This is a genomic window from Microbacterium sp. M4A5_1d (genome assembly GCF_053345465.1).
In genome coordinates this window covers 1393692-1416733 of sequence record NZ_JBKFAD010000001.1, presented here as the reverse complement: position 1 = coordinate 1416733, position 23042 = coordinate 1393692, and the positions used below count along the sequence as shown (strand labels likewise).

Annotated in this window: 25 protein-coding genes; 10 read left to right on the top strand and 15 right to left on the bottom strand. The window is 71.1% G+C overall.

Annotation, left to right across the window (positions count from 1 at the left end):
* From ACLBWJ_RS06815 to ACLBWJ_RS06800, 4 genes are read right to left on the bottom strand one after another with little or no spacing between them, the layout of a single operon-like run.
* Nucleotides 1–861 carry an alpha/beta hydrolase fold domain-containing protein gene (locus tag ACLBWJ_RS06815; RefSeq protein ID WP_274178303.1) on the bottom strand — a complete coding sequence of 287 codons (861 nt, stop codon included), beginning with the start codon at nucleotides 859–861 and terminating at the stop codon, nucleotides 1–3.
* Nucleotides 858–2174 (bottom strand): MFS transporter, encoded by a 1317-nt coding sequence (locus tag ACLBWJ_RS06810; protein ID WP_220118289.1) that lies wholly within the window; start codon nucleotides 2172–2174, stop codon nucleotides 858–860. The genes ACLBWJ_RS06815 and ACLBWJ_RS06810 overlap by 4 nt, the downstream gene beginning before the upstream one ends.
* Complete coding sequence (gene rhaI / locus ACLBWJ_RS06805) at nucleotides 2171–3337, bottom strand: L-rhamnose isomerase (protein WP_269267134.1); 1167 nt, start codon at nucleotides 3335–3337, stop codon at nucleotides 2171–2173. The genes ACLBWJ_RS06810 and rhaI overlap by 4 nt, the downstream gene beginning before the upstream one ends.
* On the bottom strand, nucleotides 3334–3759 hold the full coding sequence (locus ACLBWJ_RS06800) for an L-rhamnose mutarotase (protein ID WP_274178304.1): 426 nt from the start codon (nucleotides 3757–3759) through the stop codon (nucleotides 3334–3336). Before ACLBWJ_RS06800 ends, rhaI begins: the two co-directional genes overlap by 4 nt.
* Nucleotides 3760–3887: 128 nt before the next feature.
* Between ACLBWJ_RS06800 and ACLBWJ_RS06795 the strand changes: the two genes are divergently transcribed.
* Nucleotides 3888–4892 (top strand): LacI family DNA-binding transcriptional regulator, encoded by a 1005-nt coding sequence (locus ACLBWJ_RS06795; protein WP_274178305.1) that lies wholly within the window; start codon nucleotides 3888–3890, stop codon nucleotides 4890–4892.
* A 229-nt stretch (nucleotides 4893–5121) separates the two neighbouring features.
* Nucleotides 5122–7998: a rhamnogalacturonan lyase gene (locus tag ACLBWJ_RS06790; RefSeq protein WP_447659950.1), complete on the top strand. Its 2877-nt coding sequence runs from the start codon at nucleotides 5122–5124 to the stop codon at nucleotides 7996–7998.
* Nucleotides 7999–8126: 128 nt separating this feature from the next.
* Here ACLBWJ_RS06790 and ACLBWJ_RS06785 read toward each other — a convergent pair whose 3' ends face one another.
* Nucleotides 8127–9467, bottom strand: a complete 1341-nt coding sequence (locus ACLBWJ_RS06785; RefSeq protein ID WP_274178306.1) for an MFS transporter — start codon at nucleotides 9465–9467, stop codon at nucleotides 8127–8129.
* An 8-nt stretch (nucleotides 9468–9475) separates the two neighbouring features.
* Nucleotides 9476–9934 (bottom strand): MarR family winged helix-turn-helix transcriptional regulator, encoded by a 459-nt coding sequence (locus tag ACLBWJ_RS06780; RefSeq protein ID WP_112616303.1) that lies wholly within the window; start codon nucleotides 9932–9934, stop codon nucleotides 9476–9478.
* Nucleotides 9935–10017: 83 nt separating this feature from the next.
* Here ACLBWJ_RS06780 and ACLBWJ_RS06775 point away from each other — a divergent pair, with 83 nt between their 5' ends.
* A complete protein-coding gene (locus tag ACLBWJ_RS06775) occupies nucleotides 10018–10863 on the top strand; it encodes an alpha/beta fold hydrolase (RefSeq protein ID WP_274178307.1) in 846 nt (281 codons plus the stop codon).
* 22 nt (nucleotides 10864–10885) lie between these two features.
* Here ACLBWJ_RS06775 and ACLBWJ_RS06770 read toward each other — a convergent pair whose 3' ends face one another.
* Complete coding sequence (locus ACLBWJ_RS06770; RefSeq protein ID WP_404568306.1) at nucleotides 10886–12298, bottom strand: FtsX-like permease family protein; 1413 nt, start codon at nucleotides 12296–12298, stop codon at nucleotides 10886–10888.
* A complete protein-coding gene (locus ACLBWJ_RS06765; protein WP_274178309.1) occupies nucleotides 12295–13038 on the bottom strand; it encodes an ABC transporter ATP-binding protein in 744 nt (247 codons plus the stop codon). Before ACLBWJ_RS06765 ends, ACLBWJ_RS06770 begins: the two co-directional genes overlap by 4 nt.
* 100 nt (nucleotides 13039–13138) lie before the next feature.
* Between ACLBWJ_RS06765 and ACLBWJ_RS06760 the strand changes: the two genes are divergently transcribed.
* Nucleotides 13139–14188 (top strand): lipoate--protein ligase family protein, encoded by a 1050-nt coding sequence (locus ACLBWJ_RS06760; protein WP_023952552.1) that lies wholly within the window; start codon nucleotides 13139–13141, stop codon nucleotides 14186–14188.
* 12 nt (nucleotides 14189–14200) lie between these two features.
* Here the strand turns inward: ACLBWJ_RS06760 and ACLBWJ_RS06755 are convergent, their stop codons facing one another.
* The 5 genes from ACLBWJ_RS06755 to ACLBWJ_RS06735 are packed head-to-tail and all read right to left on the bottom strand — an operon-like array spanning nucleotide 14201 to nucleotide 17986.
* On the bottom strand, nucleotides 14201–14956 hold the full coding sequence (locus ACLBWJ_RS06755) for a hypothetical protein (RefSeq protein ID WP_447659949.1): 756 nt from the start codon (nucleotides 14954–14956) through the stop codon (nucleotides 14201–14203).
* A gap of 26 nt (nucleotides 14957–14982) precedes the next feature.
* Nucleotides 14983–16461: a carboxylesterase/lipase family protein gene (locus tag ACLBWJ_RS06750; protein ID WP_354451344.1), complete on the bottom strand. Its 1479-nt coding sequence runs from the start codon at nucleotides 16459–16461 to the stop codon at nucleotides 14983–14985.
* Nucleotides 16462–16509: 48 nt separating this feature from the next.
* On the bottom strand, nucleotides 16510–16830 hold the full coding sequence (locus tag ACLBWJ_RS06745) for a hypothetical protein (RefSeq protein WP_282502009.1): 321 nt from the start codon (nucleotides 16828–16830) through the stop codon (nucleotides 16510–16512).
* On the bottom strand, nucleotides 16827–17414 hold the full coding sequence (locus ACLBWJ_RS06740) for an Asp23/Gls24 family envelope stress response protein (protein WP_323987187.1): 588 nt from the start codon (nucleotides 17412–17414) through the stop codon (nucleotides 16827–16829). The genes ACLBWJ_RS06745 and ACLBWJ_RS06740 overlap by 4 nt, the downstream gene beginning before the upstream one ends.
* Entirely contained in the window at nucleotides 17414–17986 is a 573-nt protein-coding gene (locus ACLBWJ_RS06735; protein ID WP_282502011.1) for an RNA polymerase sigma factor, read from the bottom strand. Before ACLBWJ_RS06735 ends, ACLBWJ_RS06740 begins: the two co-directional genes overlap by 1 nt.
* A gap of 139 nt (nucleotides 17987–18125) precedes the next feature.
* Here ACLBWJ_RS06735 and ACLBWJ_RS06730 point away from each other — a divergent pair, with 139 nt between their 5' ends.
* Genes ACLBWJ_RS06730 through ACLBWJ_RS06705 form a run of 6 tightly spaced genes read left to right on the top strand, consistent with a single transcriptional unit; the run spans nucleotide 18126 to nucleotide 20631 of the window.
* The gene (locus ACLBWJ_RS06730; RefSeq protein ID WP_114589121.1) at nucleotides 18126–18629 is read left to right on the top strand and encodes an Asp23/Gls24 family envelope stress response protein; all 504 of its coding nucleotides are present in this window, start codon (nucleotides 18126–18128) and stop codon (nucleotides 18627–18629) included.
* Nucleotides 18626–18817 carry a DUF2273 domain-containing protein gene (locus ACLBWJ_RS06725; protein ID WP_023952539.1) on the top strand — a complete coding sequence of 64 codons (192 nt, stop codon included), beginning with the start codon at nucleotides 18626–18628 and terminating at the stop codon, nucleotides 18815–18817. Before ACLBWJ_RS06730 ends, ACLBWJ_RS06725 begins: the two co-directional genes overlap by 4 nt.
* Nucleotides 18814–19209: a hypothetical protein gene (locus ACLBWJ_RS06720; RefSeq protein WP_323987189.1), complete on the top strand. Its 396-nt coding sequence runs from the start codon at nucleotides 18814–18816 to the stop codon at nucleotides 19207–19209. Before ACLBWJ_RS06725 ends, ACLBWJ_RS06720 begins: the two co-directional genes overlap by 4 nt.
* Entirely contained in the window at nucleotides 19206–19790 is a 585-nt protein-coding gene (locus ACLBWJ_RS06715) for a DUF6286 domain-containing protein (protein WP_112616331.1), read from the top strand. The genes ACLBWJ_RS06720 and ACLBWJ_RS06715 overlap by 4 nt, the downstream gene beginning before the upstream one ends.
* The gene (locus tag ACLBWJ_RS06710) at nucleotides 19787–20401 is read left to right on the top strand and encodes a hypothetical protein (protein ID WP_323987191.1); all 615 of its coding nucleotides are present in this window, start codon (nucleotides 19787–19789) and stop codon (nucleotides 20399–20401) included. Before ACLBWJ_RS06715 ends, ACLBWJ_RS06710 begins: the two co-directional genes overlap by 4 nt.
* 59 nt (nucleotides 20402–20460) lie before the next feature.
* The gene (locus tag ACLBWJ_RS06705) at nucleotides 20461–20631 is read left to right on the top strand and encodes a CsbD family protein (protein WP_023952533.1); all 171 of its coding nucleotides are present in this window, start codon (nucleotides 20461–20463) and stop codon (nucleotides 20629–20631) included.
* Nucleotides 20632–20690: 59 nt separating this feature from the next.
* Here ACLBWJ_RS06705 and galK read toward each other — a convergent pair whose 3' ends face one another.
* Together galK and galT are read right to left on the bottom strand one after the other, a co-directional pair.
* Complete coding sequence (gene galK, locus ACLBWJ_RS06700) at nucleotides 20691–21881, bottom strand: galactokinase (protein ID WP_404568304.1); 1191 nt, start codon at nucleotides 21879–21881, stop codon at nucleotides 20691–20693.
* Nucleotides 21878–23038 carry a galactose-1-phosphate uridylyltransferase gene (gene galT, locus ACLBWJ_RS06695; RefSeq protein ID WP_114589247.1) on the bottom strand — a complete coding sequence of 387 codons (1161 nt, stop codon included), beginning with the start codon at nucleotides 23036–23038 and terminating at the stop codon, nucleotides 21878–21880. Before galT ends, galK begins: the two co-directional genes overlap by 4 nt.
* Nucleotides 23039–23042: the final 4 nt, after the last annotated feature.

Genomic DNA, 23042 nt, shown 5'->3' with positions numbered 1-23042 from the left:
TCAGGATGCGGCGAGGGCAGCGAATCGCTGCACGATACGTGCCATCGATGCGGCGAAACCCGGATGCTCGGGCCGGTTGAGGTGGCCGTGATCGGTGCCCGGCTCGACGACGACGTCGACATCGCCGCCGGCGGCCCGCAGCGTCGCGGCGAACACGTCGCCCGAGACGCTCAGCTCGTCCATCTCGCTGTTGATCATGAGCGTCGGAGGGAAGCCCCGCAGCTCGTCGGTCGACGCGAGGCCCGGAACGGCCGCGATCGGCGCGCCGATCACCGAGTGGCCGAGGTAGTTCTCGTACATCTCACGGACGACGTCGGCCCCGAACCGGTCGTGCTCGGGGTGAGCGGCGAGAGCGGCGCGCAGCGCGGGCCCGGGGGCGGGCTGCACGGCGAGGAGGGTGGGGTAGGCCAGCACGACGAGGCGGGGCAGGATGCCGCCCTCGCCGAGCAGGCGCAGAGTCGCGCCCGTCGCGAGGTTCGCGCCCGCGCTCGCGCCGCCGATCGCCAGGCGCGTCACACCGAGCTCCTCGGCGTGAGACGCCGCCCACTGCCAAGCCCGCAGGACGTCGTCGGATGCCGCCGGGTAGCGGTTGCCGCTGCGGTCGTCCGTCTGCTGGTCGGCGCCGTCCCACGCGGGCGGCACCGGGGCGAGGCGGTAGTCGACGGAGAAGACCGTCGTCCCCGCCGCGGCGAGCCCGCGAGCGACGGCATCCGCTTCGGGCATGTCGAGGTCGCCGAACGCGAAGCCGCCGCCGTGCATCCATACCAATCCGGTGCCGTCGGGTTCGGCCGCGCGGTAGAGCCGGATGAGCCCGCCCGCCTCGGACGTGGGCGAGGGCGCGGCCGGGGAGGGGGCGCTCACCGGGCGACCCGCTCTTCCGCGGGAGTCGGGACATGCCGGCCGTAGCGCTCGAGCTCGATGTCCTCGAGTGACTTGCCCTCGGTGTTCGGCGCCCAGATGGTTCCGATCAGCAGCGCGGCGACGAGCAGCCCGAGGATGATCACGCCCAGTCCGGCGAGTCCCAGTCCCGACAGCAGGACGGGGAAGACGAGGCTCAGGAGCCCGACCATGACCCGGGCGAGCATGAAGAGCACGCCCTGCGCGCTCGCGCGGTAGCGGGTGGCGAACAGCTCGGCGGTCCACAGACCGTAGAACGCCTGCGCCCCGACGCCGGCGGAGACACCCCACGCGACGGCGAAGAACAGCAGCGAGAACAGGCCCGGGGGAGCGTAGATCAGCACCGCCCACGCCACGACGCCGAGCGCCGCACCGCCGAGGTACAGCCACTTGCGGCGCACCCGGTCGCCGAAGCGCATGAAGCCGAAGAAAGTCGCGGCTGCCGTGAGGCTCCAGACGAGCACCTGCAGCAGGTTCTGCTGCATCGGGTCGTGGAGGCCCGCGGCGTCGTACACACGCGGCTGGAAGATGCCGGCCTGGCCCGCGACGGTGTTCCAGAGGCCGTAGACGCCGATGAGGAAGGCGAGGGCGCCCCAGTTCTTCGGTTCCTTGAGCAAGCCCACGATGCCGGAGAAGAACGACGGGCGTTCGCCCGCGACGAGCGCGGCCTCGCGCTGGCTCTTCCACCGGCGCGACTCGGGGAGTCCGCGGCGCACCCACCACGTCACGGCGGCGATGACGAAGAGGTGGAAGAAGATCAGGCGCGAACCGAGCAGACCCAGCGGGCCGACGATGACCGCGAGCAGGAACCCGACCGCCGGGCCGATGGACCAGGCGAGTTGCGCCGTGCCCACGTGTGCGGCACGGTGCTCGTTGGGTGCCTCCTCGGCGATGTAGGTCCACGACGCCGGAACGCCCGCGCCGACCGCGATGCCCATGAGGATGACGCCGACGAGCAGGACCCCGAGGTTCGGCGCGAACGTGACGGCCAGAGCTCCGAGCATGAACACGATCAGGTCGTAGGTGTAGATGAACTTGCGGCCCAGGCGGTCGCAGAGGGGACCGCCGATCGCAGCGCCGATCGCGGCGCCGAAGGCGTTGGCCGACAGGGCGGCCACGATGCCGACGACCCCGTCGTCGAAGCCGAAGGCCTCCTGCCACAGCGTCAGACTCGTGGCGAGCGCGATGATCGCGCCGGCCTCGATGTAGTTCGACATGGCGACGGCGATCGTCGCCTTCCAGGCGCTCAGCGGGCGGCGGGTGCGGGTCGTGCTCATGCGCCCCACCCGGCCTGGGTGCCGCCGACGCGGTCGGCTTCGATTTTCTCCTGGTAGCCGGATGCCGCGTACGCGGCCATCGGGTCGGCGGGCAGCCCCCGCGACTCGCGCCACTCGGCCAGGGCCGGGCGGACGTCGGTGTAGAACGCGTCCATGAAGACCGCCTGAGCTCCGAGCACATCGTTGGCGGTGCGGGCGGCGGCCAGGGCGTCGGCATCGATGAGCAGCGCACGAGCGGTCATCTCCTGGACGTTGAGCACCGAACGGATCTGCCCCGGGATCTTCGCCTCGATGTTGTGGCACTGGTCGAGCATGAACACGACATCGGGGTTGTCGAAGCCGCCGCCGCGCAGCACCTCGACGAGGATGCGGAACAGCTGGAACGGGTCGGCCGCGCCCACGATGAGGTCGTCGTCGGCGTAGAAGCGGGAGTTGAAATCGAACGAGCCGAGCTTGCCGAGGCGCAGCAGCTGCATGACGATGAACTCGATGTTGGTGCCGGGAGCGTGGTGGCCGGTGTCGAGGCACACCATCGCGCGCTCGCCGAGCGCCGCCACCTGCACGTAGCTCGTCCCCCAGTCGGGGACGTCGGTGTGGTAGAACGACGGCTCGAAGAACTTGTACTCCAGCACCAGGCGCTGCTCGCCCGACAGGCGGTCGTAGATCCGCTGCAGCGAATCGGCCAGGCGGTCCTGACGTGCGCGCATGTCGTTCTGCCCCGGGTAGTTCGACCCCTCGGCCAGCCAGATCTTCAGGTCGCGGGAGCCCGTGGCATCCATGACGTCGATGCACTCGAGGTGGTGGTCGATGGCCTTGCGGCGGATCGCGTCATCCTCGTGGGTCAGCGCCCCGAACTTGTAGTCCTCGTCCTGGAACGTGTTCGAGTTGATCGTGCCGAGCGCAACGCCCAGATCCTCGGCGTGGCGGCGCAGGGCGCCGAAGTCGTCCACCTTGTCCCACGGGATGTGAAGCGCGACGGCCGGGGCGAGCCCGGTGACACGGTTCACCTCGGCGGCATCCGCGATCTTCTCGAACGGATCGCGCGGCGTGCCGGCGGTGGGGAACACGCGGAAGCGCGTGCCCGAGTTGCCGAACGCCCAGCTGGGCAGCTCGATGCCCTGGCGCTCGAGCAGGGCGAAGTGGTCGGGGGAGAGGGTGCTCACGATGCGTCGTCGCTTTCGTCGGGGTTTTCGGTGGATGTCGTCGGGGCCGTGCCGGTGGCGGTCGCCGTGCCGGTGGCGGTCGCCGCGAGTTGGTCGTGCAGGTTGAAGACCTCGGTGAGGGGCGTGGCGGCCTGGTCGGGACGCCCCTCGAGTTCGACGAAGAAGCGGGCCATCTCGGCTTCCCAGCGGGCTGCGACGGGCGACGCGGCGAGGTACGCCTGAGCCGCGGTGTCGTCGTCGACCTCGTAGTAGCCGATCAACCGGCCGCCCTCACCGAGGAACAGGGAGTAGTTGCGGCGGCCGGACGCGGCGATCTCCGCCAGCATCTCGGGCCAGACGGGGGTGTGCCGGGCGACGTACTCGTCGAGCAGGTCCGGATGGATCTGCAGCGAGAAGCAGACCCGGTGGGTAGATGCACTCATCGTCGAGGCTCCTTGGTGAGCTGGTGTGAATCGTTTCACGAGCGTAGCGGGTTGTGCGCGCGGGCACAAACGGCAAGCGCTTACCCACATCCTGCCGTTGCCGTCGTGCTCGCGCTACGGTGGTGTGCATGGCAGTGAGCGTGCGGGATGTCGCGGTCGCGGCATCCGTTTCGGTGGGGACCGTCTCGAACGTCCTCAACAACCCGACGCGCGTGTCGCCGGAGATGGTCGCGCGCGTGCAGCAGGCCATCGCCGATCTGGGGTTCGTCCGCAACGATGCGGCCCGACAGCTGCGGGCCGGACGCAGCCGGTCGATCGGCCTCGTGGTGCTCGACATCGGCAACCCGTTCTTCGCCGAGGTCGCGCGGGGCGCGGAGGAGCGTGCTGCCGAGAGCGGCATGGCGGTCCTGCTCAGCACGAGCGACGAGAAGCCCGAGCGCGAGTCGGCGTATCTCGACCTCTTCCGCGAGCAGCGCGTCAACGGCGTGCTCGTGACCCCCGCGAGCGACGGCCTGGACCGGTTGCGTGGGCTGCAGGCGGCGGGGGTCCCGGTCGTCCTCGTCGACCGCGAGGTGCCCGACGACGTCTTCGCCTCGGTGTCGGTCGACGACGTCGAGGGCGGCTATCTCGCCGTGTCGCACCTGCTGGCCCGCGGGCGTCGGCGCATCGCGTTCGTCCGCGGACCGGTGTCGATCCGTCAGGTCGCCGATCGTCTCGAGGGTGCGCGGCGCGCGGTGGCCGAAGTCGCCGGTGCCCACCTGGAAGAGCTCGCCGTGCCCGCCCTGTCGGTGCTGCACGGCCGTGCTGCCGGCGAGCAGCTGCGCGACCGCCGCGGAGAGGACCGCGTCGATGCCGTGTTCGCGGCGAACGACCTGCTCGCCGTCGGAGTGCTGCAGGCCTTCGCGGTCCTCGGGCAGCTTCGCGTGCCCGAGGAGGTCGCGCTCATCGGCTACGACGACATCGACTTCGCGTCGGCCACCGTCGTGCCGCTCAGCTCGATCCGCCAGCCCGCCCACGAGATCGGATACCGCGCCGTCGACCTCCTGCTGCGCGGCCTCGACGATCCCGCCGGCGAGCACGAGCGCCGCGTGCGCTTCCGCCCCGAGCTCGTCGTCCGCGACTCGACCGGCTGACCGCGGCATCCTGTCGCCCCGCGAGGCACCGTCGCCTCGCGGGGCCCTGTCGCCCCGCGAGGTCCCCGTTCGGCCGGTTCTGCGCGCCGCTTTACCGGCCCAAGTGGGACCTCGGCACCATCGGGTGGAGGCCGCGCGGACCGGATGAGAGAAGACTCATCGGCGCGCGGGGGAGGTGCGCCTAGGCTCATCGGAACGCAGGAAAGCGCATTCCGATGGGATCCATTCAATGAAGAACAGACTCCGCTCCTCGCTGCTCGCCGGCCTCGCCGCGGGCACGCTCGCCACGGCGACCCTCACGGTCGGGGGCGTCGCAACGCTTCCCGCGGCAGGGGTCGAGGCGCCGCCGTCCGCGCCGATACCGCGGCTCGAGACCCTCGATCGCGGCCTGGTCGCCGTGCCGACGGACGAGGGCGTCTTCCTCAGCTGGCGTCTGCTCGCGGGCGAGGCCAGCGGTGCCGGCGAGACCGGCCTCTCGGGCACCGACTTCGTCGTCTACCGCGACGACGTTCCGATCGCCACCGTCACCGACAGCACGAACTACCGCGACGACGCCGGGACGGCGGCATCCGTCTATCGCGTGGCGCCGGTCACGGCGGGCGTCGAGGCGGCGGCGAGCGAGGCCGCGATCGCGATGGATGCCGGCTTCCTCGACATCGCGCTGCAGCGGCCCGAAGGCGGCGTGACCCCGGCGGGCGAGGAGTACACCTACTCGGCCAACGACGTCTCCGTCGGTGACGTCGACGGTGACGGGCGCTACGAGTTCATCGTGAAGTGGGATCCCTCGAACTCCAAGGATGTCTCGCAGGTCGGGTACACCGGCGGGGTCTACATCGACACCTACAGCCTCGAGGGGCGCCTGCTGAACCGGCTCGACCTCGGTCCGAACATCCGTGCCGGCGCGCACTACACGCAGTTCCTCGTCTACGACTTCGACGGTGACGGCCGGTCGGAGACGATGCTCAAGACCGCGCCCGGGACGAAGTCGATCACCTACGCCGACGACGGCTCGGTGGCCTCGGAGCAGTACGTCACGATGCCGGACGAGGATGTCGCGGCGGGCCACGCCCACACCGATGACTACCGCATGAGCGCCGCCGACTACGCCGACCACCTCGAGGAGATGTTCCGCGGATGGTCGACGCGCGACGAAGTCGTCTCGGGCCAGTGGCCGGCCACCCTGGAAGAGGCCTTCGGCATCGAGCCGCGCTACGACTACCCGCTGTCGGATGCCGACGCCCGCGCCCTCGTCGATCACTTCATCGACGTGTACGCGCCGAGCCGCAGCGCCCGCAACGTCCTGCGGAACTTCGAGGGCTTCATCCTCGACGGGCCCGAGTACCTCACCGTCTTCGACGGCGAGAGCGGAGCCGAACTGCAGACCGTGCGCTACGAGCCGGACCGCGGCGACGACGGCCTGCTGTGGGGCGACTACGCGATGTCGCGCATCGAGCCCGGCAACCGGGTCGACCGGTTCCTGGCGGGCGTCGCCTATCTCGACGGTGAGCGCCCGTCGGCGGTGTTCGCTCGCGGTTACTACACCCGCACGACGATCGCGACCTACGACTGGGACGGCGAGAACCTCTCGAAACGGTGGTTCGTCGACAGTGGGCATGCCCCGATGACCAACCCGTTCAACGACGGTCCCCACGGGGTCGACGGCACCGATCCCGTGTACGGCTCGATCACGACGCAGGGCTTCCACAGTCTGTCGGCGGCGGATGTCGACGGAGACGGCCGCCACGAGATCGTCTACGGATCGGCGACGCTCGACGACGACGGCAGCCTGCTCTACAGCTCGTTCGCCGAGATGCCCGAGGGATCGGCGACGCCGGGCGAGATGGCGCGCCTCGGTCACGGCGACGCGATGCACGTCGCCGACATCGACCCGTCCCGCCCGGGCCTGGAGATCTTCACCGTGCACGAGGGCGGAGCGTACGCGCCGTACGGTACGGCACTGCGGGATGCCGCCACCGGCGAGGTCATCTTCGGCGCCTACTCGGGCCGTGACACCGGGCGCGGGATGATCGGCGACGTCCGCCCCGATGTGCCCGGCATGGAGGTCTGGTCGAGCATGCCCGGCGGAACGGATGCCTCGGGCCTGCTGACCGCCCAGGGCGAGGTGCTCTCGGCGGCGACGCCCGGCACCAACGCCTCGATCCGCTGGGGCGGCGACCTCACGACGCAGATCGTGAACGGCAGCGGTGACGTCACCCCGACGATCGACGACTGGGCGCGCGGCACCGTACTGACGGCATCCGGAACCCTCGCCAACAACGGCACGAAGGGCAACCCCGGGCTCGTCGCCGACGTGCTGGGAGACTGGCGCGAAGAGCTGGTCGTGCGCACGGCCGACTCGTCGGCGCTGCGGGTGTACGTCTCGACCGAGGTGACCGGGCACAAGCTGTACACGCTCATGCACGATCCGCAGTACCGCGCCGAGGTCGCCCGTCAGCAGACGACCTACAACCAGCCGAGCTACACCGGTTTCCACCTCGCCTCGGGCATGGACTTCGCCGGTGTGCCGCTGCGGCCTGCTCCCGCGCCCGTCGCGACGCCCGGCATCGGGGTGGACTCGACCGGCGTCAACGTCACTTGGAGGACGACGGATGCCGGCGCCGCGGTCACCGGCTTCACCGTCATCCTCCGCTCGGAGGCGGGCGACACGATCGAGCAGCAGGTCGGGGCCGAGGCTCGCTCTGCGCGGTTCGCGACGGTCCCGCCGGGGGAGTGGACCGCGACCGTCACGCCCGCTGGCACCTTCGGCTCGGCGGCGCAGTCGCAGCCGTCGGCGACGGCCACAGTGCGAGAGGGGCAGCCGGTGCCACTCCGAGTCAGCGCGCGGTCGCAGTGCGTCAACGGAGCGGTGCACGTCGCGGTCCATGCCGCGAATCAGGCGGGGGCGCCGGTCGACGTGCGGCTGGCCGCGGTCGGCGGCGAGCACGCGCAGCAGAAGGTCGCGGCGGCCGACGCGGCGTACCGGCTCTTCGACTCGGGCCGCGACTCGCTCGTGCCCGGGTCGGCGACCGTCACGGCGTATCAGTGGGTCGACGGTGTCGGTTACCACGCCACCTACGACGTGCCCTACTTCGCCCGGATGTGCTGAGGCGTCCCGCTCGGACGCGAGGCCCCGATACATCCGAAGGGCCGGAGTGACGGGTGGGGCCGGTGAGGCCGTGCGAATGCTCACCAGCCCCACCCATCCGACAGATGTATCGGGCGCGGGCGCGGGCGTCAGCGGGAGCGGCGGGGGCGGTCGGACGTGGCGTCGGGCAGGGAGATGGGCGTCGTGCCCGCGACCTCGTCGCTGAACTCCTCCGGGGCGACGACCGAGATCGGACGCGTCTCGTCGAGCGAGAGGGCGAACCGGCGCGAGCTCGAGCGGTGCACGCGTCCGGAGACGAGCATCCACGTCACCCCGACCCCGAACGCGACGAAGGCGGCGACGGCACCGAGGCCGATGGCCGCGCGCGGCCCGAACTGGTCGGCGACCCACCCGACGATCGGCGCGCCGATGGGCGTGCCGCCCATGAGGATCGCCATGTACAGCGCGAGCACGCGGCCGCGCAGCGCCGGGTCGGTCGTGGTCTGCACGTACCCGTTGGCCGTCGTGAGGGTGGTCACGACCGCGAACCCGGTGAACATCAGGGTCACCGCGTACAGCCAGTAGTCCGGCATGAAGGCCGACACCGCTGCGGCGAGCGCGAAGAGTCCGGCGCCGAAGATCACGACGCGGATGCGGGCGCGATCGCGACGTGCTGCCATCAGGGCGCCCGCGAGCGATCCGATCGCCAGGATCGAGCTGAGGAGGCCGTACCCGTCGGCATCGCGTCCGAACTCGATCGCCATCGTCGAGGCGAAGATCGGGAAGTTCATACCGAAGGCGCCGAGGAGGAACACCATCGCGAACGTCACCATGAGGTCGGGGCGCCCGCGCACGTACCGGAAGCCGTCGGCGAGGCGCGCCGCGCCGGGAGAGGTGACCCGCGGGATGAGCTCGCCGGGTCGGATGAGGAACAGCGCCACGATCATCGCGAGGAACGTCGCCGCGTTGATGAAGAACACCCAGCCGGTGCCGACCGCGACGATGACGATTCCCGCGGCAGCGGGGCCGATCATGCGCGCTCCGTTGAAGGATGCCGCGTTGAGCGCGACCGCATTGGCCGCGATCTCGCGCGCGACGATGTCGGAGACGAACGCCTGGCGCGCCGGATTGTCGAAGGCCGAGATCATGCCGAGCGTGAACGCGAAGACGTACATGAGCGGGAGCGTCATGACGCCCGTGAGCAGCAGCGTGCCGATGACCAGCCCGACGAGCATGAGCGAGCTCTGCGTGACCACGAGCAGACGGCGCCGGTCGAAACGGTCGGCGACCCACCCGGTGACGCCCACGAGCAGGAGTGGCGGGGCGAACTGCAGCGCCATCGTGACGCCCATCGCTCCCGCGTCGTTGTCGGTGAGGCCGGTGAGGACGACCCAGCTGAGCGCTGTGGCCTGCATCCACGCGCCGACGTTCGACACGAGGGCGCCGAAGAACCACACCCGGTAGTTGAACACCGAGAAGGAACGGAACATTGCGGAGCTCATCGGTCGGCCACCGCCCGCATGATGACGGCGGCGGCCGCGAGAGTCTCACGGTCGGCCGGTTCGAGCTCTTCCAGCGCGTGCTCGAGCCAGGAGTCGCGACGGCGGGTCGTCTCGATCACGACGGTGCGGCCCTCGTCGGTGAGGGCGATGTTCACCTTGCGGCGGTCGCCGTCGTCGGGTGTCCGGGTCAGGTACCCGAGCTCTTCGAGGTGGTTGACGGTGCGGTTCATCGACGGTGCCGATACGCGCTCGCGGTCGGCCAGCTCGCCGAGCGTGTGCGGACCGTGCACGTGCAGGTTCGCGAGCACGGCGTACTGCCCGTCGCTCATCGAATCGACGGCACGCTGCGCGCGGAGCCGCCGTGCGAGGCGGAAGGTCGCCATGCGGAGGTCGGTCGCGTCGTGCGCGAGATCGATGGCGGTCGGTGGGGCGGAAGCGGGGGAAGAGGTGCTCATCTGTGATGTTTAGCTTAGCTCATTAGTCTTGCTAACGGTCTGTGGTGTCCGGAATGCGACGGCCGGAAACGTAGACTCGCCGCATGCCCGAGTTCATCGACGCGCACGGGGTCGCGATCGTCTACGACATCCATCCCGCGCATGGCGAGCAGCGGGCCGTCGTGCAGCTGCTGCACGGTGTCGGCGAGCACGCGGGCCGGTATGCCGAACTCGCCGGGATCCTCACCGCAGCGGGCTTCACCGTCTACGCCGATGACCACCGGGGTCATGGCCGCACCGGCATCCGGCAGCACGGTGATCCGAGCAAGCTCGGCAAGCTCGGTCGGGGAGGGCTGCATGCCGCGCGCGACGCCTGCGCCGAGCTGACCCGCATCATCGAGCGCGACCATCCCGGGGCGCCGATCGTGCTCCTCGGCCACTCGTGGGGATCATTCCTCGCGCAGATGCTGTTCGACGACCGGCCCGAGGCATACGCGGCACTCGTGCTGTCGGGGTCGGCGCTGCGCTGGCCCGGATCGCTCAACTCGGGCGACCTGAACGCGCCGTGGAAGGCGCCCGGCGCGAACGGCGTCGAGTGGCTGAGCACGGATGCCGCCGTCCAGCAGAGCTTCCTGGACGACCCGCTCACGACGACGACCGCGCTGCCCCGCCTGTTCGGGCCGGTCGAGACGCTCAAGCTCATCGGCCGACCCCGACGCGACCTCGGTGTCGACGTCCCGGTGCTGCTCATGGTCGGCCGGGACGACACCGTCGGCGGGCCTCGCAGCGTCCATCGCCTCGCCGACGCCTACCGCACGCGATCGGGCCTGACGGATGTGACGACGCTCGTCTACCCCGGTGCTCGTCACGAGATCTTCAACGAGGCGGTCCGGGGCGACGTGCAGGCCGATCTGCTCGCCTGGCTCGACGCCCGCTTCCCGCGGGACTGAATCGCGGGAAGCAGCGTCGGTGTCACCCGGCGAGACCGCGTCGGATTGCCGTGACGAGCGGGCGTGACGCGAGGAGCGCCAGCGCGACCGCCCCGAAGCCCGCGACGAAGGTCGCCGCGATGACGGCCATCGTCAGCGGCGCGACGACCAGGCTGATCCCCACGACCGGGAGAGCCAGCGCCACGCCGACGACCGCTCCGCCGGCGGCAGCCCAGCGCAGGGGCAGCATCACCGTGATGCGACGTGCCCGAGCGAGTTCCGCGGGCTCCATGCCGAGCCGGTCGAGGCCCACGATGAGCTCGCGGTCGTCGAGCACCGACGCCGCCTGACTGACGCCCACCGAGGCGGCGAGCAGGACGAAGCCCGCCCCGAGGGTGACGAGGACGCCGGTGCGGATGTCGGCGAACAGCGTCATTCCAGGCTCGTCGCCGGCGATCTCGGTGAGCGCGATGCCGCTGCCCCCGACGACGGCGATGAACGAGATCATCGCGATGCTCGAGACTCGACGCCAGGCGGTGGGGGCATGTGCGGCGAGCTCCCGGCCGGCGATGAGCTGAGCAGCCGTCCGGGCGCGGCGTGCCATCGAGCGGCCGCGTGCGGCGACGATGGGCGTACCGATGAGGTTCACCAGAGCGAGGGCCCCGGCGAACAGAGCCAGCAGGAGGGCGATCGACGCTGCGGGGGCGAGGACCGCGCTCACGCTGCTGAACTGGGCCACGATCGTGCCGACGGCGACGATCGCGATCCCGGAGATCACGAGGGTGCGGGTGCGTCGCGGCGGCGCCTCGGTGCGGCGGCGCACGCCCAGTGGAGTGAGCCGCACGCGTCGCAGGCTCGCTGCCGCGCTCACCGTCGCGATGAGCCCGACGCCCAGGATGACGGCCAGGACGATCGGCCATCCGGCCCACACGGCGGCGGCACCGACGGGGCCACCGAAGAAGGGGAGCAGCCCGACCAGCGGCAGGGCGATGCCGTAGGCGGCGGCGCCGACCAGTGCTCCCGCGAACGCGACGGCGGATGCCTCACCCACCGCCATCGCTCCGACCTCGGTGTTGGTGGCGCCGAGGAGGCGCAGCGTCGAGAGCCGGTCGTTGCGGCGCCGGCTCGACAGGCGCGCGGCGGCAGCCCCGAGGGTTGCTGTCGGAACGGCGAGAAGGATGAGCGCGAGGACGCTGAGCACGCCGTAGAGGAAAGCCATCTGGCCCGTGCGCGGGTCGGTGAGGAACATGCGGGTGCCGCCCGCGACGATCAGCATGAGCATCGTCGTCACCGCGAAGGCGACCAGTGGCAGGACGATGGCCGCAGACCCTTGCCGCGCCGGCCGGGAGAGCAGGACCGTGAGAGCCGCGACGCGGCGCACACTGCCCGGTGTCTCCGTCGCTCGGGCCAGCGGGGTCGGAGGCTGCGGGAGCGAACCGGTCGCGACGACGCTCATCGGGTCACCTCGGCGGCTGCGGCCCCACGCGCGGGCGCGACGGACGAATCGACGATGCGTCCGTCGCGCATCCGGAGGACGCGGTCGCAGCGGCGCGCGACCTCCGCATCGTGGGTCACGACGACGAGGCTGCGGCCCTGGCCGGTGGTGGCGTGCAGCAGCGCATCGAGGACCTCCGCGGAGGTGGTGGAGTCGAGGGCGCCGGTCGGCTCGTCGGCGAACACCACGGGGGCTCCGGTCACCTGGGCGCGCGCGATGGCGACGCGCTGCGCCTGCCCGCCGGAGAGCTCGCCGATGCGCCGGTTCTCCATGCCGGCGAGGCCCAGGGCGCCGAGCCAGGCGGCGGCGTGCGCTTCGGCAGCAGCTCGCGCCGTGCCGACGAGGAGCAGCGGAAGGGCGGCGTTCTCGACGGCGGTGAGCTCGGGCAGCAGCAGGTGGTCCTGGAAGACGAAGCCGAGGCTGCTGCGACGTACGGCGGAGCGGTCGGCGTCGGGCATGCCGACGAGCTCCTGCGCCGGGGCGCCGGGAGCGGCGAGGCGGACGGAGCCGGCATCGGGCGAGATGATTGCGGCGAGGCAGTGCAGAAGCGTCGTCTTGCCCGACCCCGAGGCGCCCATGATCGCGACGGCCTCGCCGGCGCGCACGGTCAGGTCGACGCGGTCGAGCGCGGTGAGCGCCCCGTAGCGCTTCACGAGCCCGCGGGCTTCGAGGACGGGGGCGGAATCGATGGTGGGGTTCATGTCATCCACTTTTCCGAGCGGGGCCCGCGCCGTCGTCCGTCGCGAGGTGTAACGGCATCCGTCGGGCGACCGATCCTCCGCCCGGTCCTAGGCTGGACGCATGCACGGCGAATACAAGGTCCCCGGAGGAAAGCTGGTCGTCGTCGACCTCGAGGTGCGCGACGGCCGCATCGCCGATTTCCACCTGGCGGGCGACTTCTTCCTCGAGCCCGACGACGCGCTCGCCGACATCGATGCGGCAGTGACGGGCCTGCCCGAGGAGTCTGATGTCGCCACCATTGCCGCCGCCGTCCGTTCGGCGCTGCCCGACGGCGCCCAGCTGCTCGGCTTCACGCCCGAGTCGGTGGGCACTGCGGTGCGGCGCGCCATGATCACGGCCCCGGGCTGGCGCGAGTTCGACTGGGAGGTCGTCCACGACCGAGCCGTGTCGCCCAGCATGAACCTCGCGCTCGACGAGGTGCTGACCACCCGCGTCGGCGACGGCCGGCGGAACCCCACCCTGCGCATCTGGGAGTGGAACGAATCGGCCGTCGTGATCGGGTCGTTCCAGTCGTACCGCAACGAGGTCGACCCCGAGGGTGCCGCGAAGCACGGGTTCGACGTCGTGCGCCGCATCTCCGGCGGGGGAGCGATGATGATGGCGGCGAACTCGATCGTGACGTACTCGCTGTACGTGCCGGCATCCCTCGTTGCGGGGCTGACCTTCGCCGACTCGTACGCCTTCCTCGACGATTGGGTGCTCGAGGCACTCCGCTCACTCGGCATCGAGGCGACGTATCAGCCGCTCAACGACATCGCCTCACCGTCGGGCAAGATCGGCGGCGCCGCGCAGAAGCGTCTCGCGAACGGCGGGGTGCTCCACCACGCCACCCTGTCGTACGACATGGATGGTCAGGTCCTCACCGAGGTGCTGCGCATCGGCCGCGAAAAGCTCAGCGACAAGGGAACCGTCTCGGCCGCCAAGCGCGTCGACCCGCTGCGCAGCCAGACGGGTCTGCCTCGCGACGCGATCATCGAGCGGTTCATCGAGGTGTTCTCGAAGCGCTACGGCGCCGTGCCCGGCACGATCTCCGACGAGGAGTACGCCGAGGCCGAAGCGCTCGTCGAGTCCAAGTTCGCGACGGACGCCTGGCTCAAGCGCGTTCCCTGAGCCGCGGCGTCGTCAGCGGCGCGTCTGCGACAGGGCCCAGTGGGCTCGGGTGAGACCGCCGAGCGGCGCTCGCGTCAGGATGGCGGCATCCGATTCGCTCAGGATGCCGCCGTCGACCGCCACGCGCAATGCGGTGGCGATGTCTTCCCGTGCCCGCTCCTGTCGCGCGGCCGGCAGCGCGCCGACGGCGGCGCGCAGGGCCTCGACTCCCGTGCGCGGAGTCGAAGACCCTCCGGCGCGACGCCCAGCTCGGACGATGGTGGCGACGGTGACGGCGGACGCGATGCCCTGCACGGCGAAGGCGCCGATGGTGAGGCCGGAGGCGCCGGCGTCATCGGAGCGCAGCGCGACGATGAGGATCGCGAACGCGGCGAAGAGCACCGAGATGGCATTGATGGACAGCTGGGAACCGTTCGCCTCGGCGCGCCCGCTCGCCAGCTGCCGCCACAGCACCGGACGCGATGCCGCCGCCACGATCGCCAGCGCAGCGGCGACGAGGGTCGGCACGGTCAGGTCGGATGCCGTTCGGGCGGGGATCACGACGACCCCGGCGGCGATGATCGGCAGGAACTCCAGCAGTGCGACGCCCAGTGAGCGGAACATCGACCCGCGGCCGACCGGGCGGCGGCGCTCTTCGTCCGACGCGTCCAGCAGATCCTGGACCGCCGGTTCGTCGGCGAAGGCGGCGCGCTCGATCAGCGCGGCGTCGAATCCGCGCCCGGACTCCACGAGTTCGCGGGCCGCGGAGGCGGCGGAGCTCTCACGCATCGTCTTCTGCTCTCACCCGTACCCCGTCAGTCGACGAGCGCCCGCACCGACGCGTAGCCGTCGGCCGCGACCGTCGGCACCGACGGCGCGGCGCCGAACATGCGGGTCGCCCGCTCGTCCGGCGTCCATCGCGGCCAGCCCGGGTCGCCGGTCCGCACGAACGACACGGCGGCGCCGTGCATCGCATCGGCCAGCTCCTGCGGCGGGTGCGGCCCCGCGAGCCTCGCGACGCCGTCGGCGTCGAGGACGTCCCACCAGAACGGCACATCGAGGCAGTGCAGCGCCCAGCGCTTGGTCGGGGAGGGCCAGCTGAACCGGTAGGCCCACGTCGGCGAGCCGCTTCGTGCCCGGGCGACGAGCGGCACGGTGTCGCGGAAGATGCGGTCGGTGGCGTAACGGCCGAGGAACGCGGCGGTGCCGAGTCGTCGCTGCGCGCGGTTGTCGCGGATGTAGCGCCAGCGCATCGCGTGGCCGACCCCGAGGGCGGCCAGCGCGAGCGCCGGCGGGACGAAACGCAACGGGCCGGCGACCCCGTCGGTGATCATCGTGAACTCGTCGTCAGTGGTGCCGAGCACGAGCGTCTTGTCCGCGCCGACGCCGGCCGCGAGTGCGTCGAGGGTGGGGCGCGGGATGAGCTCGCCGTCGACGACCGGACCCCACGTGAGCCCTTCGGCGAGCCGCGAGCGCACCGAGGCGATGATGCTGCCGTGCCGCTCCGACTCGAGAGCTTGCTGCGCCGTGAGCACCGTGAGCTCGTCGACGCCGGCGAACGCCTCGCGTGTCGGGGCGATGCCGAGGCGCGCGGCGAGCCGGCCTGTCGCCGTCGCGGCCCGGGCGGGCGGCACGTTCGTCAGGGCCGCCGAGATCGCCAGCACACGGCGGAACAGGTGTTGAGCATCCGGCATCCCGAGCAGGGTGAGCACCGCGCCGCCGCCCGCGGACTGCCCGGCGATCGTGACATCATCCGGATCCCCGCCGAAGGCGGACACGTTCGCCCGCACCCACTCGAGGGCGGCGATCCAGTCGCGCACCGCGCGGTTCGTCGGGGCTCCGGGAAGGAGGCCGAAGCCGTCGAAGCCCAGCCGGTACGAGACCGTCACCACGACGATGCCCGCCCGCGCGAACGAGCCGCCGTCGTACCAGGGGCTCGCGGGCGAACCCTGCACGAAGGCTCCGCCGTGGATGTAGACGAGCACCGGATGCCGTGCGCCGCCCGCCCGCGCGGGCGAGTCGGGCGCGAAGACGTTGACCGACAGGGTGTCGTCGCCCGGGATCGACGGCTCGGGGATGAGGGTGTCGGCGTCGTTCCCGCGCTGCGGCGTCGGTCCGTAGGCGGTCGCGTCGCGGACGCCGTCCCACGGCTCGACGGGCGCGGGCTCGGCGAACCGCAGCGTGCCGGTCGGGGCCTTCGCGTACGGGATGCCGAGGAACGCGAGAGTGCCGTCGGGGCGACGCGTGCCGCGCACCTCACCGCTGGAGAGGGATGCCGAGACGCTCGCTGTCACGATCCGAAGCTAGCGGACTCGGCGGCGCCTCGGTGAGGCGGCTGCGGGTCAGGCAATGCGGCGGACCTGCACCGTGATCCGGTCGACGGTCGGATACTGCACGCGGAGTTCGTCGGCGACGGCGCGGGCCACCTCGGGAGTGCGCGCGGATGCGGCGACGGAGATGGCGGCTGCCGCGGTCACCACCTCGCCGTCGGCCGAGACGAGGATGTCGTTCGTCGGAGCCGCCGCTTCTCGGCGGAGCGCCGTGGCCGCCGCTCCGAGCACGCGGGTCAGCGGCGGGCGCGGATCGTGCACGGCGCTGACCCCGGGCACCTCGACGAGGGGGCGCGGAGCCGACGGGCCGACGACGGAGACGGGCTCGATCATGCGATGTCCTTGGGCGGGAAGGGACGGTGGAGGTCTTCGACGGTGACGTCGATGGCGGTGATGTTCAGCTCGGTGTGCTGGGCGAGCGCCTCGGACACCGCTCGGCGGACCGCTCCGGCGGCGGTCGGCAGCGACTCGCCCCAGGCGACCGACGCGGTGATGTCGACGGCGATCGGCGCATCGGGCACCTCGACGTCGCCGACGATGCGCGAATGGCCGATGAAGACGCCGTCGATCGCGTCGCCGCTGGCTCGGATGAGCGCTTGCACGGCTCCCTCGGTGACGGTCATCGAGACCCGCGGATCGGGATGCGACAGCGGGATCGAGCGACCGGCTCGCAGCTCGGCGCGTACGGCGTCCATCACACCGTGGAACCAGTTCTCCGAGGGCTCGGGCATCTCGGCGGCATCCGCCGCGATGAGATCACGTGACAACCGCCCCGCCCGTTCGAGGGCATCGAGGGCGTTGAGGCAGTCGGGACAGGTCTCGATCTCGGGGTCGTACGGCGAGCGACCGCTGTCGAGGTAGTCACTGATCTCGTCGATCGTCTTGCCGCACTCGAGAGTCACGTCGGCGGCATCCATCAACGCCACCCCGCCATCTGGATCGTGATGCTGGCGCGGGCGCGGGACAGGTTTCCTCGAACGGTGCTGAGAGGGAGGTTCATCTCTTCTGCGATCTCGGTATAGCTGAGCGACCCGACTTCTCGGAGCAGCCAGCAGCGGCGTTGGGCTTCCGGCAGCGCATCGAGTGCAAGAGAGAGCGCTTGCAACTGTGCGTTGCGGATGGCGGCCGCCTCGGGGAGGAGGCTCGCCTCCGCGGCTCTGTCGAATCCGTCCAGTGTGTCATGGTCGGGGCGCTTCCTGAGATGCGCGTACGCCTCGCGGCTCGCGATCTTCATGAGCCACGCCTTCACGGCGTTCGGGTCACGCAGGGTGGACAGCTGCCGCCACGCGGTGAGGAACGCCTCCTGCACGACGTCGTCCGTCTCCGAGAGGGTGCCGACGATGCGGTACACGTAGGCGCGCACGAGGCGGGAGTGACGGTGGAGGAGGACATCGAACGCGTCGGCGTCGCCGGATGCCGCGCGGGCAGCCAGGATGCCGTCGGGCGCGGCCTGCAGGTCGGTGTCCGACCCGCTGTCTTCGGCTCGCATCGTTCCCCTAGAAAACTTCTCGAACTTTTTTGTGACGAATCCGGATGAGCCGCCCTCTTATCTGTAGAGCGAACGTAACGCTCACCGAATGACGAGCCGAGAGCTTGCATCGGACAACGCAGACAGATAAGGAAACGTCATGGCTGAGGACCAGAAGAACACCGCCCCCGCTGCTGAGACCACGAAGTCGCAGGCTGCCGCGCCGCAGGCTTCGCGCGTCGACCGCACGTTCTCGTCGTCGCGCGTCCCGGCCGACACCGACGCCGCGGGCAAGACGACGATCGCCGACGGCGTCGTGGCGAAGGTCGCCGGCATCGCGGCGCGTGAGGTCGCCGGTGTCTACGCGCTCGGTGGCGGCGGAGCACGCGCCTTCGGTGCGATCCGCGACGCCATCAACGCCACCGACCTGTCGCAGGGCGTGAAGGTGGAGGTCGGCGAGACCCAGGCCGCCGCCGACCTCACGATCGTCGTCGAGTACCCGGCGCCGATCCAGGAGGTCGCCGACAACGTCCGCGCCGCCGTCGCCGGTGCCATCAGCCGTCTCGTGGGCCTCGAGGTCGTCGAGGTCAACGTCGAGGTCAACGACGTGCACATCGCCGGCGCTGACGACGACGACAACGAGTCCGAGTCGCGCGTCGCATGAGTGCCACCGTCTCGGGTGCGCTGATCGGCGCCATCCTCGCCGCCGCCGCCCTGTTGTTCGGCTTCTGGGGATTCCTCCTCGTCGCCCTCTTCATGGCGATCGGCGCGGCGGTCGGTCGCATCGCGTCCGGCAAGCTCGACGTCCGCGGGCTGGCCGACGTGCTGACAGGTCGGCGCACCTCGTCATGACCGTTGCAGAGGCCATCCGTCCCGGTGGCGGCGTCACGGCCGCCGCCGGCGGGGCGTCCGGTCTCGCCGGACGGGTCGTTGTGCGCGAGCGCGTGGTGCGGAAGGTCTCGGAACAGATCGCATCCCAGGTCATCGGAGTGGACGTCGACCGCGTGTCGGTCACGGCATCCGATCACCGGGGTGGGGTGGCCGTCCGCATCCAGGCGCCGTTCCCCGTCCCGTCGCTCGACGACACCGAAGCGGTACGAGCCGCCGGAGTCGTCGTCGACATCGCCCGTGAGGCCCAGCACCGCGTGCAGGAAGAGCTCGGCCGCGTGCTGGGTAAACCCGTCACCCGCGTCGACATCACCGTCACCGGTGCCACGACACCCGCAAGGAGGAGAGTCCGATGAGCAGTCCCGTGCTGCGCCGCGTCGTGCGACGTGAGACGCACTCGCCGCGCACCGTCGCGATGATCGTCGCCGTCGTCCTCGTCATCCTCGCGCTGATCTACGTCGGCACGGAGATCGTGCTGAACCTCGCGGGTCAGCCGGCGCTTCTCCTCGGACCCGCCGCTGCCTTCGGGTGGGTCGTCGGTCTCCCGACGGAGGTACCGGTCGGCGTCAGCGTCGCCATCGGCGCCGTCATCGCGGTGCTCGGCGTGGTCCTCGTGGTGCTCGCCGTCGCCCCGGGCCGCCTGTCGAAGCACCAGCTCGTCGTCGGCGAGAGCGCCGTCGTCGCCGACAACGGCGTGATCGCCTCGGCGATCGCGCAGCGGGTCAGCGACGAGAGCGGACTGCCCCGCGACCAGGTGCGGGTCGGTGTCGGACACCGCTCGGTCGACGTGACCCTCACCCCTGCGGTGGGAGTCCCCGTCGACGAGACGCAGGTCCGCGCCCTCGCGGATGCGGAGCTGGAGTCGTATCGACTCGCGTCGAAGCTGCGCACGGCGGTGCGGATCGAGCGGCCCCGCGAACAGGAGGAGAACGCATGAACAACACCAATCGCGCGGTCAACCGCACGATCCTCCTGATCCTGGGACTGGTGCTCGTCGTCGTCGGCGGCGGAATCATCGCCGGCGCGGTGTGGCCGGCGGCCGCCGACACCTGGACCTCGGTCGGATCCGGGGCCGAGGACTGGGCGAAGCAGGCGTGGGATGCCACCGTCATCGCGGCCACGAGCCTCACCTGGCTCGCCGTCGGCGTGCTCGCCGCGCTCGCGCTGCTGGTCGTGCTGCTGATCGTGCTGGTCGTGCGCAGCATCCACGGCCGCCGCCGGACCGCGCTCCGGGCGACCGGGGCGGAGAGCGACCTCGGCCGCATCACGGTCACGGAGGGCTTCGCGGCGGATGCGCTGAAGAACGCGCTGGCCGACCGCGACGAGATCCTCAGTGCCCGCGTCACCGCGAACGACATCAAGAAGCAGCCCGTGCTGCACGTCAGCGTGACCCCGCGGCAGAACACCTCGCCGCTGCACGTGGCCGAGACCGTCGAACGTCTCGTCGGCAACCTCGGCACGCTGACGGGTCAGCAGCTCACGACCTACATCTCCATCCACACCGGGCTGCGCGCGAAGCTGGCGCACGACCAGCGCCGCCTGTCCTGAATCGCGCACGTCCACAGCCCCGCCCGCGGGGCGCCACCACCGAAAGAGAGGAGCCCATCATGGGTCTCGACGACAAGATCAAGAACGCCGCCCAGGACATCGCCGGCAAGGCGAAGGAAGCCATCGGCAAGGCGACAGACAACGACAAGCTCGAAGCCGAGGGCAAGGCCGATCAGGTCAAGGCCGAGGCGAAGAAGACGGGCGAAGACGTCAAGGACGCCTTCAAGTAAGCCGCGTGACTGCAGAGGGGGATGCCGTGTCGGCATCCCCCTCTTGTGGTCTCGTCGCGTCAGCTGTCGCGGCGCGCGCCGGCCGACGGGCTGACGGGGAAGATCGTCGGGGTCGCGTACCCGGCGGCAGCGAACGCCTTCTCGACGGCATCAGCCACGTCGTCGACGGCGGCGGTCTCGACGAGTGCGATCGCCGCACCGCCGAAGCCGCCGCCGGTCATGCGCGCGCCGATGGCGCCGGCCGCGCGGGCGGTCTCGACGGCGAGGTCGAGCTCGGGGACGGAGATCTCGAAGTCGTCGCGCATCGAGGCGTGCGAGGCGTCCAGCAGCGACCCGATCGCTCGTGGCCCCTGCTCCCGGAGGGTCTGCACCGTGTCGAGCACACGCTGGTTCTCGGTGACGATGTGGCGGACCCGGCGGAAAGTGACGTCGTCGAGCAGCTCGGCGGCACGGTCGAGGTCGCCGACCGACAGGTCGCGCAGCATCGGGACGCCCATGACCCGCGCGCCCTTCTCGCACGAAGCGCGGCGCTCGCCGTAGCCACCGGTGGAGTGCGCGTGCTTGACGTTGGTGTCCATGACCAGCAGCGTGAGCCCCGTGGCGGCGAAGCCGAGCTCGACCTCATCGGTCTCGAGCGAACGGCAGTCGAGGAAGGTGGCGGCATCCGGCTCGCCGAGCATCGACGCCATCTGGTCCATGATTCCGGTGGGAGCGCCGACGGCCTCGTTCTCGGCGCGACGGCCCACCTGCGCGAGCGCGACGGAGTCGAGTCCGAGGTTCCACAGCTCGTTGAGTGCTGAGGCGGTGGCGCCCTCGATCGCCGCGGACGACGACAGGCCTGCGCCGACCGGCACGTTCGACGCGAACGCGAGATCGGCGCCGGTCAGCGCGGTCGGGTCTGCGCCGGCGGCCTGGATCAATGCCCAGGCGACGCCGAGCGGGTATGCGGACCACTCGGGCACGGCGTGCTCGCCACCTGTGGTCGGGAAGATCGCGTCGAGGTCGGCGATCGCCACCTCTACCGGCACCGTGTCGAACGTCGAGATGACGCGCAGCCGGCCGTCGTCGCGGGTAGCGAGCGCCACGTGCGTGCGGTGGGGCGTGGCGAACGGGAACACGAAGCCGTCGTTGTAGTCGGTGTGCTCGCCGATGAGGTTGACGCGGCCGGGCGCCGACCACTCGCTCGTCGCGGTCGCGCCGAGCGAGGTCAGGAGGTCGCGCGCATCGGTGCGCGGATCGGTGTCGGTCACAGGGTCACTCCTTCTACGGCCTCGCGGATACGCGCGGCCGCGGTCTCGGGCGGGATGTCGCCGATCCAGGCGCCCATGGCCGCCTCGGAACCGGCGAGGAACTTGAGCTTGTCGGCGGCGCGGCGCGGGCTCGTGAGCTGCAGGTGCAGACGCGCGGTGTCGCGCGCATGGCGGACCGGAGCCTGGTGCCACGCGGCGATGTATGGCGTCGGGGTGTCGTACAGCGCGTCGATGCCGCGCAGCAGGCGCAGGTAGAGCGGGGCGAGTTCGTCTCGCTCGGCGTCGTTCGTCTCGGCGAAGTCGGCGACGTGCCGGTGGGGGAGCAGGTGCACCTCGATCGGCCAGCGCGCGGCGAACGGGACGAACGCCGTCCAGTGCTCGCCGCGGAGCACGACCCGCGGGCCGGCCTGCTCGAACTCGAGGATGCGCTGGAACAGGTCGGGAGCCGTGCGGTCGATCGAGTCGAGCAAGCGGGTCGTGCGGGGCGTGATGTACGGGTAGGCGTAGATCTGCCCGTGCGGATGCGGCAGGGTGACGCCGATCGCCTCGCCGCGGTTCTCGAACGGGAACACCTGCTCGATGCCGGGGAGCGTCGAGAGCGCGGCCGTGCGGTCGGCCCACGCCTCGATGACGGTGCGGGCGCGGGTGACCGTCTGGGTGCCGAACGATCCGGCGTGCTCGGGAGAGAAGCACACGACCTCGGTGCGTCCGACGCTCGTGCGGGTGCGGCCGAGGCCGAGGTGGGCGAGGTCATCGATGCCGCGGGGAGGATCGGATGCCGCGGGCGCGCCGCCGAACGCCTCGGCGAGGGCGGGACCGAACGATGGCGACTTGTTCTCGAAGACGGCGACGTCGTAGCGCGACGGGATCTCGGAAGGGTTGGTGGGTGTCTGCGGGGCGAGCGGGTCGAGCTCGGCCGGGGGCAGGAAGGCGCGGTTCTGCCGTGATGCGGCGATCGAGATCCAGTCACCCGTCAGGACGTCCTGCCGCATCGTCGCGGTCTCGGGGCGCGGGTCGAGGGTGCGGGCGTCGACCGCTCGCTCGGGGCCGAGCGTTGTCTCGGGGTCGTCGTAGTAGATGAGCTCGCGGCCGTCGTCGAGTCGCGTGGAGCGTTTGACGACGCCCGCGCCGAGCGGCACGGCGGGAGGAGCGCTGATGTTC

Excerpts from the sequence above, each read along its gene's own strand:
- ACLBWJ_RS06810 (WP_220118289.1), bottom strand. The coding sequence starts at position 2,174 with ATGAGCACGACCCGCACCCGCCGCCCGCTGAGCGCCTGGAAGGCGACG.
- ACLBWJ_RS06800 (WP_274178304.1), bottom strand. The coding sequence starts at position 3,759 with ATGAGTGCATCTACCCACCGGGTCTGCTTCTCGCTGCAGATCCATCCG.
- ACLBWJ_RS06795 (WP_274178305.1), top strand. The coding sequence starts at position 3,888 with ATGGCAGTGAGCGTGCGGGATGTCGCGGTCGCGGCATCCGTTTCGGTG.
- ACLBWJ_RS06790 (WP_447659950.1), top strand. The coding sequence starts at position 5,122 with ATGAAGAACAGACTCCGCTCCTCGCTGCTCGCCGGCCTCGCCGCGGGC.
- ACLBWJ_RS06785 (WP_274178306.1), bottom strand. The coding sequence starts at position 9,467 with ATGTTCCGTTCCTTCTCGGTGTTCAACTACCGGGTGTGGTTCTTCGGC.
- ACLBWJ_RS06780 (WP_112616303.1), bottom strand. The coding sequence starts at position 9,934 with ATGAGCACCTCTTCCCCCGCTTCCGCCCCACCGACCGCCATCGATCTC.
- ACLBWJ_RS06775 (WP_274178307.1), top strand. The coding sequence starts at position 10,018 with ATGCCCGAGTTCATCGACGCGCACGGGGTCGCGATCGTCTACGACATC.
- ACLBWJ_RS06770 (WP_404568306.1), bottom strand. The coding sequence starts at position 12,298 with ATGAGCGTCGTCGCGACCGGTTCGCTCCCGCAGCCTCCGACCCCGCTG.
- ACLBWJ_RS06765 (WP_274178309.1), bottom strand. The coding sequence starts at position 13,038 with ATGAACCCCACCATCGATTCCGCCCCCGTCCTCGAAGCCCGCGGGCTC.
- ACLBWJ_RS06760 (WP_023952552.1), top strand. The coding sequence starts at position 13,139 with ATGCACGGCGAATACAAGGTCCCCGGAGGAAAGCTGGTCGTCGTCGAC.
- ACLBWJ_RS06755 (WP_447659949.1), bottom strand. The coding sequence starts at position 14,956 with ATGCGTGAGAGCTCCGCCGCCTCCGCGGCCCGCGAACTCGTGGAGTCC.
- ACLBWJ_RS06745 (WP_282502009.1), bottom strand. The coding sequence starts at position 16,830 with ATGATCGAGCCCGTCTCCGTCGTCGGCCCGTCGGCTCCGCGCCCCCTC.
- ACLBWJ_RS06740 (WP_323987187.1), bottom strand. The coding sequence starts at position 17,414 with ATGGATGCCGCCGACGTGACTCTCGAGTGCGGCAAGACGATCGACGAG.
- ACLBWJ_RS06735 (WP_282502011.1), bottom strand. The coding sequence starts at position 17,986 with ATGCGAGCCGAAGACAGCGGGTCGGACACCGACCTGCAGGCCGCGCCC.
- ACLBWJ_RS06730 (WP_114589121.1), top strand. The coding sequence starts at position 18,126 with ATGGCTGAGGACCAGAAGAACACCGCCCCCGCTGCTGAGACCACGAAG.
- ACLBWJ_RS06725 (WP_023952539.1), top strand. The coding sequence starts at position 18,626 with ATGAGTGCCACCGTCTCGGGTGCGCTGATCGGCGCCATCCTCGCCGCC.
- ACLBWJ_RS06720 (WP_323987189.1), top strand. The coding sequence starts at position 18,814 with ATGACCGTTGCAGAGGCCATCCGTCCCGGTGGCGGCGTCACGGCCGCC.
- ACLBWJ_RS06715 (WP_112616331.1), top strand. The coding sequence starts at position 19,206 with ATGAGCAGTCCCGTGCTGCGCCGCGTCGTGCGACGTGAGACGCACTCG.
- ACLBWJ_RS06710 (WP_323987191.1), top strand. The coding sequence starts at position 19,787 with ATGAACAACACCAATCGCGCGGTCAACCGCACGATCCTCCTGATCCTG.
- ACLBWJ_RS06705 (WP_023952533.1), top strand. The coding sequence starts at position 20,461 with ATGGGTCTCGACGACAAGATCAAGAACGCCGCCCAGGACATCGCCGGC.